13 protein-coding genes are annotated in these 17,769 nt (G+C 67.1%); 10 read left to right on the forward strand and 3 right to left on the reverse strand.

Translation table 11 applies throughout. The features are described 5' to 3' along the window. Nucleotides 1-41: 41 nt before the first annotated feature. The 7 genes from trpA (at nucleotide 42) to LGM89_RS09175 (ending at nucleotide 7,601) form a co-directional block, all read left to right on the forward strand. On the forward strand, nucleotides 42-857 hold the full coding sequence (gene trpA, locus LGM89_RS09145; protein WP_089442926.1) for a tryptophan synthase subunit alpha: 816 nt from the start codon (nucleotides 42-44) through the stop codon (nucleotides 855-857). Between the two features lie 64 nt (nucleotides 858-921). After that, entirely contained in the window at nucleotides 922-1,794 is an 873-nt protein-coding gene (gene accD / locus LGM89_RS09150; protein ID WP_089497355.1) for an acetyl-CoA carboxylase, carboxyltransferase subunit beta, read from the forward strand. Nucleotides 1,795-1,894: 100 nt separating this feature from the next. Continuing rightward, nucleotides 1,895-3,205 (forward strand): bifunctional tetrahydrofolate synthase/dihydrofolate synthase, encoded by a 1,311-nt coding sequence (gene folC / locus LGM89_RS09155; RefSeq protein ID WP_226272882.1) that lies wholly within the window; start codon nucleotides 1,895-1,897, stop codon nucleotides 3,203-3,205. A 29-nt stretch (nucleotides 3,206-3,234) separates the two neighbouring features. Further along, nucleotides 3,235-4,080, forward strand: a complete 846-nt coding sequence (locus LGM89_RS09160; RefSeq protein ID WP_226272883.1) for an SPOR domain-containing protein — start codon at nucleotides 3,235-3,237, stop codon at nucleotides 4,078-4,080. 6 nt (nucleotides 4,081-4,086) lie between these two features. Next, nucleotides 4,087-4,581 carry a CvpA family protein gene (locus tag LGM89_RS09165; protein ID WP_069251156.1) on the forward strand — a complete coding sequence of 165 codons (495 nt, stop codon included), beginning with the start codon at nucleotides 4,087-4,089 and terminating at the stop codon, nucleotides 4,579-4,581. A gap of 51 nt (nucleotides 4,582-4,632) precedes the next feature. Further along, nucleotides 4,633-6,165 (forward strand): amidophosphoribosyltransferase, encoded by a 1,533-nt coding sequence (gene purF, locus LGM89_RS09170; RefSeq protein WP_089427935.1) that lies wholly within the window; start codon nucleotides 4,633-4,635, stop codon nucleotides 6,163-6,165. A gap of 245 nt (nucleotides 6,166-6,410) precedes the next feature. Beyond that, a complete protein-coding gene (locus tag LGM89_RS09175; RefSeq protein ID WP_226272884.1) occupies nucleotides 6,411-7,601 on the forward strand; it encodes an O-succinylhomoserine sulfhydrylase in 1,191 nt (396 codons plus the stop codon). A gap of 109 nt (nucleotides 7,602-7,710) precedes the next feature. On the opposite strand, the gene LGM89_RS09180 is transcribed toward LGM89_RS09175, so the two are convergent. Genes LGM89_RS09180 through LGM89_RS09190 form a run of 3 tightly spaced genes read right to left on the reverse strand, consistent with a single transcriptional unit; the run spans nucleotide 7,711 to nucleotide 10,815 of the window. Then, entirely contained in the window at nucleotides 7,711-8,682 is a 972-nt protein-coding gene (locus tag LGM89_RS09180) for an NAD-dependent epimerase/dehydratase family protein (RefSeq protein ID WP_226272885.1), read from the reverse strand. After that, nucleotides 8,669-9,715, reverse strand: coding sequence for a GDP-mannose 4,6-dehydratase (gene gmd / locus LGM89_RS09185; RefSeq protein WP_226272886.1), 1,047 nt, complete (start codon nucleotides 9,713-9,715; stop codon nucleotides 8,669-8,671). Before gmd ends, LGM89_RS09180 begins: the two co-directional genes overlap by 14 nt. 35 nt (nucleotides 9,716-9,750) lie before the next feature. After that, a complete protein-coding gene (locus tag LGM89_RS09190) occupies nucleotides 9,751-10,815 on the reverse strand; it encodes an acyltransferase family protein (RefSeq protein WP_226272887.1) in 1,065 nt (354 codons plus the stop codon). A gap of 499 nt (nucleotides 10,816-11,314) precedes the next feature. Between LGM89_RS09190 and LGM89_RS09195 the strand changes: the two genes are divergently transcribed. From LGM89_RS09195 to LGM89_RS09205, 3 genes are read left to right on the forward strand one after another with little or no spacing between them, the layout of a single operon-like run. Further along, entirely contained in the window at nucleotides 11,315-13,507 is a 2,193-nt protein-coding gene (locus tag LGM89_RS09195) for a hypothetical protein (protein ID WP_226273018.1), read from the forward strand. Between the two features lie 26 nt (nucleotides 13,508-13,533). Beyond that, entirely contained in the window at nucleotides 13,534-15,000 is a 1,467-nt protein-coding gene (locus LGM89_RS09200) for a flippase (protein WP_089497347.1), read from the forward strand. Beyond that, the gene (locus tag LGM89_RS09205) at nucleotides 14,997-17,462 is read left to right on the forward strand and encodes a glycosyltransferase family 4 protein (protein WP_226203969.1); all 2,466 of its coding nucleotides are present in this window, start codon (nucleotides 14,997-14,999) and stop codon (nucleotides 17,460-17,462) included. The genes LGM89_RS09200 and LGM89_RS09205 overlap by 4 nt, the downstream gene beginning before the upstream one ends. Nucleotides 17,463-17,769 lie beyond the last annotated feature (307 nt).

Genomic DNA, 17,769 nt, shown 5'->3' on the forward strand with positions numbered 1-17,769 from the left:
ATCGCGCCGCCGCATCGCCGAACGCATTTAGGAAAATTGCCATGTCCCGTATTCAGCAGACCTTCGCCGCGCTCGCCGAACAAGGCCGTAAGGGCCTGATCCCGTTCATCACGGCCGGCGACCCGGATCCCGCCAAAACCGTCGAATTCATGCACGCGCTCGCCGAAGGCGGCGCGGACGTGATCGAACTCGGCGTGCCGTTCTCGGACCCGATGGCCGACGGCCCCGTGATCCAGCGTTCGTCGGAACGCGCGCTCGCGCGCGGCGTCACGCTCAAGAGCGTGCTCGCCGACGTGAAGCGCTTTCGCGAAACCGACCCCAAAACCCCCGTCGTGCTGATGGGCTATGCGAACCCGATCGAGCGGATGGGCGTCGACGCGTTCGCGGCCGAAGCACAGGCGGCCGGGGTCGACGGCGTGCTCGTCGTCGACTATCCGCCGGAAGAGGCGGGCGTGTTCGCCGAGAAAATGCGCGCCGCGCAGATCGATCCGATCTTCCTGCTCGCGCCCACGTCGACCGATGAACGCATCGCCGACGTCGGCAAGATCGCGAGCGGCTACGTGTATTACGTGTCGCTCAAGGGCGTGACCGGTGCAGGAAATCTGGATGTTTCGAGCATTGCGGGTAAAATCCCGGCCATCAAGTCGCGCGTGCCGGTTCCGGTCGGCGTCGGCTTCGGGATCCGCGACGCCGAAACGGCGCGCGCGGTGGCCGAGGTGTCGGACGCCGTCGTGATCGGCAGCCGCCTCGTGCAGCTGCTCGAAAGCGCTGCGCCGGAGGGGGCCGCCGCCGCGCTGAAGACGTTCATCGCCGAGCTGCGTGCCGCCCTGGACGGCGCGGGCAAGGCGGCGCGATAAACACAACACAGGAAGCGGGAACGGGCCGGTTGGCCCGCCCCGCCACGGAACAGGAAACCATACGATGAGCTGGCTCGACAAACTGTTGCCGCCGAAGATCAAGCAGACCGACCCGAAAAGCCGCAAGGGCATTCCGGAAGGCCTGTGGGTCAAATGCCCGTCCTGCGAGGCCGTGCTGTACCGCAACGACGTGGACGCGAACCTGCACGTGTGCCCGAAGTGCGATCACCACATGCGCATCGGTGCGCGTGAGCGCCTCGACGGGCTGCTCGATCCGGAAGGCCGCTACGAGATCGGCCAGGAAATCGTGCCGGTCGACACGCTGAAGTTCAAGGACAGCCGCAAGTACCCCGATCGTCTGAAGGAAGCGATGGACGACACGGGCGAGACCGACGCGATGGTCGTGATGGGCGGTGCGATTCACACGCTGCCGGTGGTCGCGGCCTGCTTCGAGTTCTCGTTCATGGGCGGCTCGATGGGCTCGGTGGTGGGCGAGCGCTTCGTACGCGGCGCGCAGAATGCGCTGGAACAGCAAGTGCCGTTCATCTGCTTCACCGCTTCGGGCGGTGCGCGGATGCAGGAAAGCCTGTTGTCGCTGATGCAGATGGCGAAAACCACCGCGATGCTGACCAAGCTGTCGGAAGCGAAGCTGCCGTTCATTTCGGTGCTGACCGACCCGACGATGGGCGGCGTGTCGGCGAGCTTTGCGTTCCTCGGCGACGTCGTGATCGCCGAACCGAAGGCGCTGATCGGCTTCGCCGGCCCGCGCGTGATCGAGCAGACGGTCCGCGAGAAGCTGCCGGAAGGCTTCCAGCGCGCCGAATTCCTGCTGAAGACGGGCGCGATCGACATGATCGTCGACCGCCGCAAGCTGCGCGACGAGATCGCGCAGCTGCTCGCGCTGCTGCAGCGGCAACCGGCCGACGCGCTGGCCTGACCGGCGCGAGGTTGTGAACACTGCGCGTCGCCTGGCTTCAGCGTCAGGCGGCGCGCTTCGTTTTTTGGCGTAGTGGCGGTCCCGATCCAGATTTGAACCGATGAGCACTTTTCCCACTCTCGACGCGTGGCTTGCGCATCTCGAACGCGCGCACCCGGTCGGCATCGACATGGGCCTGACCCGCATCGGGCAGGTCAAGGCGGCGCTGCAGCTCGAATTCGCGTGCCCCGTGATCACCGTCGGCGGCACGAACGGCAAGGGCTCGACCTGCGCGTTCCTCGAGACGATCCTCGTGCGCGCCGGCTACAAGGTCGGCTGCCACACGTCGCCGCACCTGCTCGAATTCAACGAGCGCGCGCGCGTGAACGGGCAGAACGTCACCGATGATGAACTGCTGCCGCACTTCGAGGCCGTCGAAGCCGCGCGCACGTCGCTGCCCGAGCCGGTGTCGCTCACGTACTTCGAATTCACGACGCTCGCGATCCTGCACCTGTTCGCATCGCGCGGGCTCGACGCGGTGATCCTTGAAGTCGGCCTCGGCGGCCGGCTCGATGCGGTGAACATCATCGATACCGATTGCGCGATCGTCACGAGCATCGACATCGACCACACCGAATACCTTGGCGACACGCGCGAGAAGATCGCGTTCGAGAAGGCCGGGATCTTCCGCGCCGGCAAGCCGGCGATCTGCGGCGATCCGGCCGCGCCGCAAACGCTGATCGACCACGCCGAAGCGATCGGCGCCGATCTGTGGCTGGTCGGCCGCGATTTCCGCTACGAGGCGCAGGCAGGCGCGGAGCGCCAGCAATGGAGCTACCTCGGCCGCGAGAAGCGCTATCCGGCGCTTGCGTACCCGGCGCTGCGCGGGGCGAATCAGCTGATCAATGCGTCGGCCGCGCTCGCCGCGCTCGAAGCGCTGCGTCCGGTGCTGCCGGTGTCCGCGCAGGACATCCGGCTCGGCCTCGCGAACGTCGAGCTGCCGGGGCGCTTCCAGGTGCTGCCCGGCAAGCCGGCGATCGTGCTCGACGTCGCGCACAACCCGCATGCGTCGGCCGTGCTCGAGCAGAACCTCGGCAACATGGGCTTCTTCCCGTACACGTACGCGGTGTTCGGCGCGATGCACGACAAGGACATCGACGGCGTGCTGCAGCACCTGAAGGGCGAGATCGACCACTGGTGCGTGACCGACCTGCCGCTGCCGCGCGCGGCCTCCGCGGAGCAGCTCGAAGCTGCGCTGCGCAAGGCCGGCGTGGAGGAGGGGCCCGATTCGAGCGTCACGCGTTACACGTCGCCTGCCGAAGCGTTTCGCGATGCACTAAAAAGAGCATCCGAGAATGATAGAATCGTGGTTTTCGGCAGTTTCCATACGGTTGCCGGCGTGCTGGCCTACCGTAAATCGCAGCAACACTGACTGACGGGCAGTTTCGGACTCAGCCATTCATGGGAATTTTCTCGTTCGGCAAGAAAGACGACGACGCGCCCCCGCGGCGCGGCGGTCGCACCGGGACCTCCCGGAACGTGCGCACGGAGCGCACCACTGAGCGCGTCGAGCGACGCTCGCGCCGCACCGAGCGTCCGGAATCGGACGCACTGCTCCTCGATCCGACCCTTCCAGAAAAGCAACGCGCGCGCCGTCGCCTCGTCGGCGCGATCGCGCTCGTCGTCGCCGCCGTGATCGTGTTGCCGATGGTGCTCGACTCGCACCCGAAGCCGGTCACGGACGACATCGCCATCGACATTCCGAACCGGCCCGCGCACCAGGCGGTCGCACCGCGCGACGATGACGCCGCCGACGTACAGGCAGGCGTCGCGCACGACGAACCGCCGGCATCCGATGTCGCCGTTGCGGCTGCACCGGCGCCCGCGCCGAAGGATGCCGACAAGCCGGCCGCGAAACCCGATACCACGACCACGGCGAGCGTGACGCCGCCGAAGCCCGCGCCGAAACCGGCCGCCCCCGTGGCGAAGCCGGCCGCGCCGAAGCCTGCCCCCGCGCCCGCGGCCGTCGCGCATACCGACGCCGCCAGCCCGGACAGCAGCGACGCTTCGTCGCCGTCGTCGCCGGCCGGTGCGCGTTTCGCGGTGCAGCTCGGTTCGTTCAAGGACGACGCGACGGCCCGTTCGTGGGCCACCAAATTGAAATCCGCGGGTGTGCCCGCATATGTCGAGCATCGCAAGCAGGCAGACGGCAGCACGGCTACACTGTTGCGTGCGGGCCCGTTCGCGGATCGTGCGGCGGCGTCCGCCGCGATCGCGAAGGTGCGCGAAGCCGGTCTGACGCAGTAACGCACGATGCTGACGGCTTTCGACTACGCTGTATTGGCGGTGATCGCGTTGTCTGCGCTGCGTGGCGCGTGGCGCGGTTTCGTGTCCGAGATTTTCGGGCTGATCGGCTGGATCGCGGCGATCGTGATCGCGGGCCGCTACGTCGGACTGGTCGTGCCGTATATCCCGGCGAACTGGCCGGGCGGTGCGCTGACGCAGTGGGTGATCGCCTTCGCGTTGGTCGTGATCGGCGTGGTGCTGGTCGCCGGCGTGGCGAACGCGTTGCTGTCGCGGATCGCGCAGGCGAGCGGCCTGGGCGGCGTCGACCGCTCGCTGGGCATGATGTTCGGGCTCGTCCGCGGCTGCGTGCTGGTGGTGCTGCTGGTCGCGGCGGCCGGGCTGACCGAGCTGCCCAAACAGGAATTCTGGCGCAATGCGCTATTGCGTCCTTTCGCCGAACAGGGCGTGCACGAGCTGAAGCAGCTCCTGCCCGACGGCATGGCCCAGTACGTACGCGTGTGACGACGCGGCCGGGCAGGACGGAACCGATTTTGTCATTCTGAAGGACATGCCATGTGCGGCATCGTAGGCGTTATCTCCCAATCCCCGGTCAACCAGCTGATCTATGACAGCCTGCTGCTCCTGCAGCATCGCGGTCAGGACGCGGCGGGCATCGCGACGGCGGACGGCAGCAATTTCCACATGTACAAGGCGAACGGCATGGTGCGCGACGTGTTCCGCACGCGCAACATGCGCAGCCTGCCCGGCACCTACGGCATCGGCCAGGTGCGCTACCCGACCGCCGGCTCGGCGTCGAGCGAAGCCGAGGCGCAACCGTTCTACGTGAACGCGCCGTTCGGGATCATCCTCGCGCACAACGGCAACCTGACGAACTGGCAGCAACTGAAGGACGAGATGTTCCGGATCGACCGCCGGCACATCAACACCAATTCCGACAGCGAAGTGCTGCTCAACGTGTTCGCACACGAGCTGCAACTGTCGACCACGGGCCTCGAGCTCGATCCGGCCTCGGTGTTCAAGGCCGTCTCGGGCGTGCATCGCCGCCTGCAGGGCTCGTATGCGATCGTCTCGCTGATCGCCGGCTACGGCCTGCTCGCGTTCCGCGACCCGTTCGGCATTCGCCCGCTGTGCATCGGCAAGCTCGAGACCGAAAACGGCACCGAATGGATGGTCGCATCGGAGTCGGTGGCCGTCGAAGGTATCGGTTTCGAATTCGTCCGCGACGTGCAGCCGGGCGAAGCGATCTTCATCGATCCCGCAGGCAACTTCCACAGCCAGCAGTGCGCGGAGCAGCCGACGCTGAATCCGTGCATGTTCGAATACGTGTACCTCGCGCGTCCGGATTCGTGCCTCGATGGCGTGCCGGTCTACAACGTGCGCCTGCGCATGGGCGACTATCTCGCCGAGAAGATCAAGCGCGAGCTGCCGAACGTGCCGATCGACGTCGTGATGCCGATTCCCGATTCGTCGCGCCCGGCTGCGATGCAGGTCGCCGCGAAGCTCGGCGTCGAGTATCGCGAAGGCTTCTTCAAGAACCGCTACGTCGGCCGTACCTTCATCATGCCGGGCCAGGCCGTGCGCAAGAAGTCGGTGCGCCAGAAGCTCAATGCGATGAGCATCGAGTTCAAGGACAAGAACGTGCTGATCGTCGACGATTCGATCGTGCGCGGCACGACCTCGCATGAAATCGTGCAGATGGCGCGCGATGCGGGCGCGAAGTCGGTGATCTTCGCGTCGGCCGCGCCGCCCGTGAAGTTCCCGAACGTGTACGGCATCGACATGCCGACGCGCGGCGAACTGGTCGCGCATGGCCGCACCGACGAAGAAGTCGCGAAGATCATCGGCGCCGACCACCTGATCTATCAGGACGTCGACGATCTGCGCCGCGCGGTGCGCGACATCAACCCGAAGCTCGAACGCTTCGAGGCGTCGTGCTTCGACGGCAACTACATCACCGGCGACGTGACGCCCGAGTATCTCGATGCGATCGAGCGCGCGCGCCTCACGCCGGCATCGCAGGCCGATCGCGACACGGCGGGCGACACCGAACGCTCGCAGATGAACCTGCAGTTGTCGGTCGAGTGACACCGGCGCACGCTTTTGACGAGGCGTGATAGGATGTGGCCTTGCGTCGATTTGATATCAGCTTGCGGACGCGGGGCGACTTCCCAAAACAGCTAAAGCGAAGGCCGGTGGCAACCGGCCCGAGTCGATCGCTGTCGTACCGCACCGAAGCCCGCTGATGCCGACGCATAGCGGGCTTTTTGTTTTGGCCTGGTTTTGACTGGGTTCGCGCCACCCGCGCGACCCTCGAATACGGAAAACGGAACATGGACGACTCCCTCAACTTCGACACGCTTGCCGTGCGCGCGGGCACGCTGCGCAGCGACTTCAACGAGCACTCGGAAGCGCTGTTCCTCACGTCGAGCTTCTGCTTCCAGAGCGCGGCCGACGCGGCCGAGCGCTTCGCGAATTCGGAAGACTACTTCACCTATTCGCGCTTCACGAACCCGACCGTCACGATGTTCCAGGAGCGTCTCGCGGCGCTCGAGGGCGGCGAGGCGTGCATCGCGACGGCGTCGGGGATGGCCGCGATCATGTCGGTCGTGATGGCCGCGCTGCAGGCCGGCGACCACCTCGTCAGCTCGCGCAGCCTGTTCGGCTCGACGCTCGGGATGTTCTCGCAGATCTTCAACAAGTTCGGGATCACGACGACCTTCGTCGACCCGACCGACCTGAACGCGTGGAAGGAAGCCGTGCGTCCGGAAACGAAGATGTTCTTCCTCGAGACGCCGTCGAACCCGCTGACCGAACTCGCCGACATCGAGGCGATCGGCAAGATCGCCAAGGCATCGAACGCGCTGTTCGTCGTCGACAACTGTTTCTGCAGCCCGGTGCTGCAGCAGCCGCTGAAGCTCGGCGCGGATGTCGTGATGCACTCGGCGACGAAATTCCTCGATGGGCAGGGCCGCGTGCTCGGCGGCGCGCTGGTCGGCTCGAAGGAATTCATCATGGGCAAGGTGTTCCCGTTCGTGCGCAGCGCGGGCCCGACGCTGTCGGCGTTCAACGCGTGGGTGCTGCTGAAGGGGATGGAGACGCTGTCGCTGCGCGTCGAGAAGCAGTCGGCGAACGCGCTGGAAATCGCACGCTGGCTCGATTCGCATCCGGCGGTTGCGCGCGTGTTTCACCCGGGCCTCGAATCGCACCCGCAGCACGAACTCGCGAAGCGTCAGCAGAAGGCGGGCGGTTCGATCCTGTCGTTCGAGCTGAACGGCGACACGCCCGAGCAGCAGCGCGCGAATGCATGGCGCGTGATCGACAACACGAAGCTGATCTCGATCACCGGCAATCTCGGCGACACGCGGTCGACCATTACCCATCCGGCGACGACCACGCATGGCCGCATCACGCCGGAAGCGCGCGCGGCGGCAGGGATCAGCGAAGGGCTGATCCGGTTGTCGGTCGGCCTCGAAGACGCGGGCGACCTGCGCAAGGATCTCGCGCGCGGCCTCGAAGGTTGAGCGCGGCACGTCACGCATGTCGTGACGTGATTTGACGTGACACTTGGACGAAGGGCCGGTCGCTTGCGTGACCGGCCCTTCGTTTTGGTGTCGATGCAAATCGCCCGGCTTACCCGGCGGGATGTCCGCCCGCATGCGCGTCGTTGCGCATTGCCTCCACCATCCATCGCAGCGTTTCGTCGAGCGGCGTGACGGGCAGCTCGCCCACCGCGCGTCGCAGCTTGTCGCGCGACCCACTCAGACTTTTCACCTCGTTGTGCCGCACGAAACGCGGATCGATCGTCACGTCGATCACGTAACCGGCGATGCGCGACAGCATCGCCAGCACTTCCTTCAGCGAATACGCGCGCTCCGAGCAGACGTTGAACGTCTCGCCGGCCGGTGCGGCCTCGACCAGCTTCAGGTACGCGGCCGTCACGTCGCGCACGTCGGAGAAATCGCGGCTCACGTCGAGATTGCCGAGCGAGATGCGCGGTGCGTTGCGCGCGTAGTGCGCGACGAGCTTCGGCAGCAGGTACGCATCGCTCTGGCCGACGCCCGTGTAGTTGAACGGCCGCGCGATCACGATCGGCAGCCGGTCGCCCCATAGCCTCGCCGCGTATTCCATCGCGAGCTTGCTGACCGCGTAGTCGTTCGCCGGGGCCGGAGCGACGGTTTCGTCGAGCACGCCGGCCGTCGAATTGCCGTAGATGTTCGCGCTGCTGGCGAGCAGCACGGCCGACGGGCGGCGGTCGAGGCCCGCGAGCGCGGCCAGCAGGTTGCGCGTGCCGACGATGTTGACCGCGTAAGTCTGCGACGGCTCGTCCTGCGCGACGTGCGCGCGGGCGGCGAGATGCACGACCGCATCGGGCCGCGCGTCGGCGGCCGCCGCGCGCATCGCATCCGCATCGAGCAGGTCGACGGGCAGCAGCGTGCAGTGCGCGAAGGCCGGATCGTCGGGCCGTACCGTACCGGGCGCGACCGTGCCCCAGACCTCATAGCCGGCCGCCTGCAGGCGTTCGGCCATGTAGCGGCCGGTGAAGCCCGTCAGGCCGGTGACGAATGCACGGCGCGACGGGCGTCCGGCTTCAGAACGTGTCATGGTGTTGATTCCGCGTCAAATCCGCTTCGACCATCATCTGGCAAAGTTGTTCGAGCGTCGTCTTCGGTTCCCAGCCGAGTTTGGCTTTAGCCTTGTCCGCGCAGCCGATCAGCAGGTCGACCTCGGCAGGGCGGTAGAACTTCGGATTCACTTCCACGAGCACATTGCCGGTCGCCGCGTCGAGGCCGCGCTCCTGCTCGCCCTTGCCGGTCCACTCGATCTGATAGCCAGCCGCCGCGAACGCCATCCGCACGAAGTCGCGTACGGTCTCGGTGCGGTTGGTTGCCAGCACATAGGTATCGGGTTCGTCGGCCTGCAGCATGCGCCACATGCCTTCGACGTACTCGAGTGCGAAGCCCCAGTCGCGCTTCGCGTCGAGGTTGCCGAGCTCGAGGCGGGTCGCCTTGCCGAGCTTGATCTTCGCGATGGTGTCGGTGATCTTGCGCGTGACGAACTCGCGGCCGCGCAGCGGCGACTCGTGGTTGAACAGGATGCCGCTGCTGCCGAACAGGCCGTACGACTCGCGGTAGTTCACCGTCATCCAGTGCGCGTACAGCTTCGCGACGCCGTACGGGCTGCGCGGATAGAACGAGGTCGCTTCCGTCTGCGGAATCGATTGCACCTTGCCGAACATCTCGGAGGTCGACGCCTGGTAGAAGCGCGTGTTCGGGCTCACGACGCGGATCGCCTCGAGCAGGTTCAGCGGACCCAGGCCCGTCACTTCGGCGGTCGTCGCCGGCTGGTCGAACGACACGCCGACGAAGCTCTGCGCGGCGAGGTTGTACAGCTCGTCGGGCTGCGTGCGTTCGAGCAGGCGCAGGCTCGAGCCAGCGTCGGTCAGGTCGTGCTCGACGAGCGTGAGGTTCGGGTGCGTGTCGACGCCGAGCTCGGCGATGCGCCAGAAATTCACCGAGCTGGTGCGGCGGTAGGTGCCGGTGACTTCATAGCCTTTGTCGAGCAGCAGCTTGGTCAGATAGGCGCCGTCTTGCCCCGAGATCCCGGTGATGATGGCCTTCTTGCGAGTTTGGCTCATGACGTTGTCCTGGTAGAAACGATGGATGATGAAATTCAGGCAGTCGTGCCGGCGGCGGCCGGCAGCGCGCGGCGTGCGGGGCCGCGCGTCAGGCGCCGTTCGAAGCCGTACCAGCTCACGGTCGCGTACGCGAGCGTGAGCGCGAGCGCCAGCGCGGCCGTGACGAAGCGGTTCAGGTGCAGCGGCCACAGCGCGTACAGCACGCTGAGGTGGATCAGGTACACGGTGTAGCTGACGGTGCCGACGTAGACGAGCATCGGGTTCGTCAGCACGCGCTGCACGAGGCCGCGGCCGCGCAGCGCGATCACGACGATCGACGTGCACAGCAGCAGCGAGATGCTGTAGAGCGCCGCATTCGACAGCGGCGTGTTCGCGGCGCGAAAGCGCGGGAACGACAGGTGCAGCCAGCCGAGGATCGCGAGCGATACGAGCGCGCCGACGATCGCGAGCGGATAGAACGGCTCGAGCGCGCGCCGGTCGCGGCGCAGCACGATCGCGAGCAGCGCGCCCGCGGCGAGCAGGTCCATGCGGAACGGCGTCAGGTAGTAGATCGGCCAGAACGAGTCGAACCACGGCGTCGCGATCGCGCGCAGCACGGGGGCCGCGACGATCAGCGCGGCGGCGACCCACAGCAGCGCGCGCTCCGAGCACCACAGCACGACGAACGGCCAGAAGATATAGAACTGCTCCTCGACCGCGAGCGACCACAGCACGTTCAGGCTGTCATGGCCGATGCTGCCGAGCGACAGCCCGATGTTGGTCGAGAAGAACGCGAACCACGGCCAGTGCGGCAGCCAGCCCGCGCCGAACAGGAGCGTCGACACCGCCAGCAGCAGCACGTACGGCGGCAGGATGCGACGCACGCGGCGTGCGTAGAAGTGGCTGAAGTACGACTGCCCGCGCGCCTTGCGATCGAGCAGGATGCCGGTGATCAGCAGCCCGCTCAGCACGAAGAACAGGTCGACACCCATCCAGAGCGGCGCCTTCAGCGCGTGCTGCAGGAACACGGCGCCGACCGCGATCGCGCGCAGCCCGTCGAGCTGCACGATGCGGCCGTGTTGCGACGGGGTGAGGTCAGCGGGTCGCGAGATGCCCGTCATCGCGCCGCTCCTTCGCGACGCGCGGCGTGAGCTAGGGCGTGTCGCACATCCGATGCGTAAACGTGAACGTAATGCATGCCATTAAATGAAATATCGAATCGAAATCGATTCTAGGGAAAAGAAATCGGCAAAAAAACGCGCGTCATTTATCTGACGGCAAATATTCAAATGCCGATTATTTCTGTCGTGGGATGAAAGGTCGGCGCCCGGACGGCCCCGTCGGGCGGTGGAGGGCGGCATTTTCTACGGGACGGAAACCGAAAGGCGGTCGTTGTTGCCGCTTTCGGGCACCTTTTCGGCGCTGTTCCGGTTCGATATTTCACGCGGAAACATCCCCAAATATTTCCAAATTTCTTGTGATTATTTTTGCTTGTAACCTGCATCGCGACGTTTGAAACCCATTTAGCGACAGGGTGCGCCGGCGGCAGTCCTTGCGGCGGCCCGGCCGCTGTTGCATCAAGTCTGGAGAAGCGCATTGCGACGTCTGATTCTGGTAGGCATGACGGTATGCGTGACGATGCTGACGAGCGCCGCACCGGCCGAAACGGTGTTGCCCGCGACGACGTCGTGGATCGGCAATACGTTCGGCTATGGCGACGGCAGCTGGACGCAGATCGACATCCGCGCGATCGCGGTGACGCCTGAAGGCAAGGTGTATACGAATGCGCCGTGGGACGAGAGCGGGGCCGAGGCGAGCGTCTACCAGGACGGGAAGATGCTCGGCTTCGCCGGCGGCACGCACGGCTGGGGCAACCTCGGCGGCAGCGCGATCGCGGTGAACGGCAAGTACGCGTATGTCGCGATCGGTGTCGGCAACGAGCGCGGCCACCTGCAGTCGCCCGGCATCTGGCCGGACAAGGGCAAGCAGTGGTTCGGCATCTCGCGTCGCACGATCGGCGACCTGAAGCAGCCCGCGCCGTTCCGCGCGGCGCCGCAGGTCGCGCCCGGCGGCCGCGCGGACACCGGCCGCGCGCGGATGGCCGCGAGCTTCATGATGATGAACGAGGTCGCGGCGCCCGCGCGCTCGGAAGTGGGCGAGCAGAAGGCGGAAGTCGGCGGCCTCGCAGCCGACGACAAGACGCTGTTCGCGACGAATCCGTCGCGCGACGCGGTGAACGTGTACGACGCGGAGACCATGCAGCAGAAGGGCACGTGGAGCGCGCACGAGCCGGGCCGCCTCGCACTCGCGGGCGACGGCACGCTGTGGCTGCTCACCGATACGCTCAACGGGCCCGCGCACCTCGTGCACGTGCGCGCGGACGGCCGCAAGCTCGACGACGCGCCCGCGCTGCCGGAAGGCACCGAGGCGGTGGACGTGGCCGTCGACGCGAAAGGGCGCGTGCTCGTCGCGGACAACGGGCCGCGCCAGCAGATCCTGATCTTCTCGAAAGGCGGCAAGGGTTATGCGCAGTCGGGCACGCTCGGCGAGCGCGGCGGCATCTTCGCGGGCCCGGTGCCGGGCCGGCCGGGGCCGCAGCGTTTCAACGGGCTGACGGGCGTCGGTGTCGACCGCGCGGGCAACATCTACGTGTCGATGAACGGCATCGGGCCGCGCCACGACACGATCGGCGCAGGGCTCGGCGCGGTGCTCGAAAGCTACACGCCGGACGGCAAGCTGCGCTGGCAGGTGCAGGGGCTGCTGTTCGTCGACGGCGCGTGGCTCGACCCGGCGCGGCCGAACAGCGTGTACACGGGCAACAAGCGCTTCGAGCTCGACCTGTCGAAACCGCCGGGCCAGGACTGGAAATACGTCGGCTTCCTGTCGAACCGCTTCAAGTATCCGGACGATCCCGTGTTCCACACGGACCAGTATCCCGGCATGCCGTTCGCACGGCGCCTCGACGGCCGCACGTTCCTGTACCTGACCGACATGTACGCCGATCACCTGAAGATCTACCGCTTCGACGCGAAGCGCGACGGCGAGGTCGCGATTCCGTCCGGCCTGATCGCGGGGCGTGCGCGACCGGTCGACAAGGTGCCGAACAAGCCGCCGGGCGGCGACTGGCTGTGGCGCGACGCGAACGGCAACGGCCGGATCGATGGCGACGAGGCCGAGATCAATACGACCGGCAAGGCGAAGGCGGGCGGCTGGGGCTGGTGGGTCGACACGAAGGGCGACATCTGGCGCACCAGCGACGTGCGCGGCATCCACCGCTTCCAGTACGGCGGCATCGACAAGGCCGGCAACCCGATCTACTCGTACGACAAGGTCACGACCTACCCGATGCCGCAGCCGTTCACGCAGTTGCGCCGCGCGATCTACGAGCCGCAGACCGACACGCTGTACGTGACCGGCTACACGGCCGACGCGCCGCCGCAGCCGGGCATCAACAAGGAAGTGGGGCGCGTGCTGATCCGCTTCGACAAGTGGTCGACGGGTTCGCCGGTCGTGCGTTACCAGGTCGCGCTGCCGTGGCAGCTCGACGCGAAGCCGATCTTCGACCTGATCGGGCTCACGGCCGAGGGCCGCTACCTGTTCGGGGTGGAGCCGGTCGGCAAGATCCACGTGTACGACAAGGAAACCGGCAAGGAAGTGGGCGTGATGAGCCCGGGCGCCGAGGTTGGCAAGGCCTCCGGCTGGGTCGACGTGCCGTTCGGCATCAGCGCGTTCCGGCGCGAGAACGGCGAGTACCTCGTGTTCGTCGAGGAAGACGCACGCGGCAAGGTGCTGATGTATCGCTGGAAACCGTGACGGGCGACGTCACACAAGGCAGAAGCATGGACAAAGGCATACTCAAGAACGTTTCGATCAACTTCATCGGGCTGATCCTGCCGACCTTCGTGTCGCTGGTGACGGTGCCCGCCTATATCCACGCGCTCGGCGTCGAACGCTACGGCGTCGTCAGCCTCGTGTGGACGCTGATCGGCTATTTCGGGATCCTCGATCTCGGGATGAGCATGGCCGCGCAGAACCACATCTCGAAGGCGCTCGCGAGCGGTAACGCCGACGAAAGCGCGCGTGTGTTCTGGAGCGCGTTCTGGCTGAATCTCGGCACCGGCATCGTCGGCGGGCTGCTGATCTATTTCGGCGCGTTCGTCTACACCGCGTACTTCACGAAGGTGTCGGCGGCGATGCAGCACGAGGTGTATCTCGCGCTGCCGTGGCTCGCGCTCGCGATTCCGCTGGCGAACGTGTCGTGGGTGTTCGCCGGCGCGATCAACGGTGCCGAACGCTTCGGCGTGTTCAACACGAACCAGACGATCGGCACGTTCCTGTTCCAGCTGCTGCCGCTCGGTGCTGCGTGGTGGATCGCGCCGAACCTGCAGACGGTGCTCGCGGCAGCGGTCGTCGCGCGGCTGATCGCCGCGGTGATGCTCGGCCAGGCCAGCATCAAGGTGCTCGGGATCCGGCGCATCGATCCGCCGCAGTGGGGCACCGCGAAAGGGCTGTTCAACTTCGGCGGCTGGATGCTGATCGCGAGTACGACGAGCATGATCGCCGACACGCTCGACCGCGTGATGCTCGGCGCCGGCATGGGCGCGAAGTTCGTCACCTACTACACGGTGCCGCAGAACCTCGTCACGCGCCTGAACATGCTGCCGAATGCGCTGGTGCGCACGCTGTTCCCGCGCCTGTCGGCGGTCGGCCGCGACCATGCGGACACGCTCGCGCGCCAGTCGCTCGAATTCCTGAACGGCGTGTTCACGCCGGTCGGCATCGTCGCGATCTTCGCGCTCGCGCCGTTCCTCACGCTGTGGGTGGGCGCGGATCTCGCCGCGCATTCGGCGCCGGTCGGCCGCGTGCTGGTGATCAGCGTGTGGCTCGTCGGCCAGGCGAGCGTCACGCGAATCCTGATCCAGTCGCAGGTCAACCCGGCCCGCGCGGCGTTCGCCGGGCTCGTCGAGATGCCGTTCTTCGTCGGCGGCCTGTGGTTCGGCATCCATCACTTCGGGCTGATCGGCGCGGCGGTGGTCGTCGCGGCGCGCGCGCTCGTCGACTACGGCGTGCTGCTGTACCTGTCGGCGATCCGGATGCGCGCGATCGTGCTCGACATGCTCGCGCATCTGGCGTTTCTGCTGGCGAGCCTGTTTCTGGCGCAGGCGTGGCCGGGGCTCGTCGAGTCGATCGGCATCTGCGCGGTCGTGCTGCTGTTGAACGTCGCGTGGTCGCTCACGATGACGCCGGGGTTGCGTGCGCTGGTGCGCGACCTGTTTGTCCGTCTCAATGCGAGGAAAACCGCATGAATCGCGATCTGGCGGAACACGCCGTATTGAATCTCGCCACCGCCGATGCGGCCGTGGCCGAAGCGGGCGACGCCGCCGCGCTGCGCCGGGCGCTGCCGGCCGAACGGGCCAGCGCGCGCCATCCGACGCGCGCGCTGCGCGTGGCGATCGTCCACGACTGGCTCGTCACCTATGCTGGAGCCGAACGCGTGCTCGAGCAGATCGTCGCGTGCTTTCCCGACGCGGACCTGTTCAGTCTCGTCGACTTCCTCGACGATCGCGCGTTCGTGCGCGGCAAGCCGGTGACGACGTCGTTCATCCAGAAGCTGCCGTTCGCGCGCACCAAGTACCGCAGCTACCTGCCGCTGATGCCGCTCGCGATCGAGCAGCTCGACGTGTCCGAGTACGACCTGGTGATCTCGAGCAGCCACGCGGTCGCGAAGGGCGTGCTGACGGGGCCCGACCAGGTGCACATCAGCTACGTGCATTCGCCGATCCGCTATGCGTGGGATCTGCAGCACCAGTATCTGGAGCAGTCGAACCTCACGCGCGGGCCGAAGTCGCTGCTCGCGCGGATGATCCTGCATTACATCCGCAACTGGGACACGCGCACCGCGAACGCGGTGGACGGTTTCGTCGCGAACTCCGCGTTCATCGCGCGGCGCATCAAGAAGGTCTACCACCGCGACGCGGCGGTGATCTTCCCGCCGGTCGACGTCGATGCGTTTTCGCTGAACGCGGAGAAGGAGGATTTCTACCTGACCGCGTCGCGGATGGTGCCGTACAAGAAGATCGACCTGATCGTCGAAGCCTTTTCGCGCACGCCCGAGCGCAAGCTCGTCGTGATCGGCGACGGCCCCGAGATGCAGAAGATCCGCGCGAAGGCGGGCCCGAACGTCGAGATCATGGGCTACCAGCCGTTCGCGGTGCTGCACGACCGGATGCGGCGCGCGAAGGCGTTCGTGTTCGCGGCCGAGGAGGATTTCGGGATCTCGGTGGTCGAGGCGCAGGCGTGCGGCACGCCGGTGATCGCGTACGGCAAGGGCGGCGCGCTCGAAACCGTGCTCGACCCGCAATCGGACCTGAACCCGACCGGGCTGTTCTTCGACGAACAGACGCCACACGCGATCGTCGCGGCCGTCGACGATTTCGAGCGTGCGCCGCAGCGCTTCACGCCGACCGCCTGCCGCACGAACGCGGAGCGGTTTTCCGCCGATACGTTCCGGCGGCGCTTCCTCGACTATGTGGAAGCCGCGCTGCCCGGCTCAACCGCGCAGCGCGGTACGGCCAGCGCGCCGATGCCGGCTGCGCGCGGCCCGGCGACGCTCGTGCTCGACCAGAGCGGCGTGCTCGGCGGTGCCGAGCTGTCGCTGCTCGAGATCATGAAGCACATGCGCGCAAACGCCGATGTGCTGCTGTTCGACGACGGCCCGTTCCGCGCGGCGCTCGACGAGATCGGCGCGCGCGTCGACGTGGTCGACCAGGGCGCGCTCGCGGGCGTGCGCAAGCAGGGCGGCGTATCGGCCGGCGCGCTGAAGCAACTCGTGCGGCTGGTGCGCGACGTCGCGCGCCGCGCACGCCGCGCCGAGGTGATCTACGCGAACACGCAGCGCGCGATGGTGGTCGCCGCGCTGGCCGGGCGGCTCGCGCGTAAGCCGGTGGTGTGGCACCTGCGCGACATCGTCAGCACCGACCATTTCGGCAGCAAGCAGTTGATGGCGATCAAGTACTGCGCGCGGCTCGGCGTCACGCGCGTGATCGCGAATTCCGATGCGTCCGCGCAGGCGTTCCGGACGCTGACGGGCTTCACGCCGCAGCACGTCGACGTCGTGTTCAACGGCATTTCGGCCGAGCCGTTCGACGCGCTGGAAGGCGTCAGCCAGGCCGCGCTGCGCACGCGCCTCGGGTTGCCCGAAAACGCGTGGCTCGTCGGTTCGTTCAGCCGGCTCGCGCACTGGAAGGGGCAGCACGTGCTGCTGGAAGCCGCCGCGCGGCATCCCGACATGCACGTGGTGCTGGTCGGCGCGCCGCTGTTCGGCGAGGACGAATACGCGGCGCAGCTGCACGAATACGTCGCGCGGCACGGGATGGACGAGCGCGTGCATTTCCTCGGGTTCCAGCGCGACGTGGCCGCCTGCATGACGGCGGTCGACGTCGTCGCGCACACGTCTATCACGCCCGAGCCGTTCGGGCGCGTGATCGTCGAGGGAATGCTCGCGCGCCGGCCGGTCGTCGCGGCCCGCGCGGGCGGCGTCGTCGAGATCATCGAGGACGGCGACAACGGGCTGCTCTGCGCGCCGGGCGACGCGGCCGCGCTGGCCGATGCGCTGGCTACGCTGAAGCGCGACGGCGCGCTGCGCGAGCGGCTCGTCGCGAGCGGGCGGGCGACGGCGGTGCGCCGGTTCGGCACCGAAACCTACGTGGAGCGGGTCGAGAAGATCCTCGCGGATACGGCGAAGGCCGCGAAGGCGAAGAAGCGGTAAGCGGCGCGAGCCGGCGGGAAACGGGCCCTCATGCGGCGGTGTGCTGCGTGGGGGCTTTGTTTTTCAGCGCCCGGGCCTTCGTCGGGCGGGTGGTGGGCAGGTTGTTGTGCGTTGCGTGGGGCGCGTGCTTGGCCGATTGTTGATTGGGAGGGCGTGGTTGGCGACGCGAGAAGGTGACGCGAGAAGGTGACGCGAGAAGGTGACGCGAGAAGGCCGCGCCCAGGCAGTCCCGATGGTGAAAGGCGGTCGAGGGCGGCTCACGCGGGCCGTAGCGCGGCCCGACGCCGGAAGGCTAACCCACCCCCCG

The sequence above is a fragment of the Burkholderia sp. AU31624 genome, from assembly GCF_020420065.1.
In the GTDB taxonomy this organism is placed as follows: domain Bacteria; phylum Pseudomonadota; class Gammaproteobacteria; order Burkholderiales; family Burkholderiaceae; genus Burkholderia.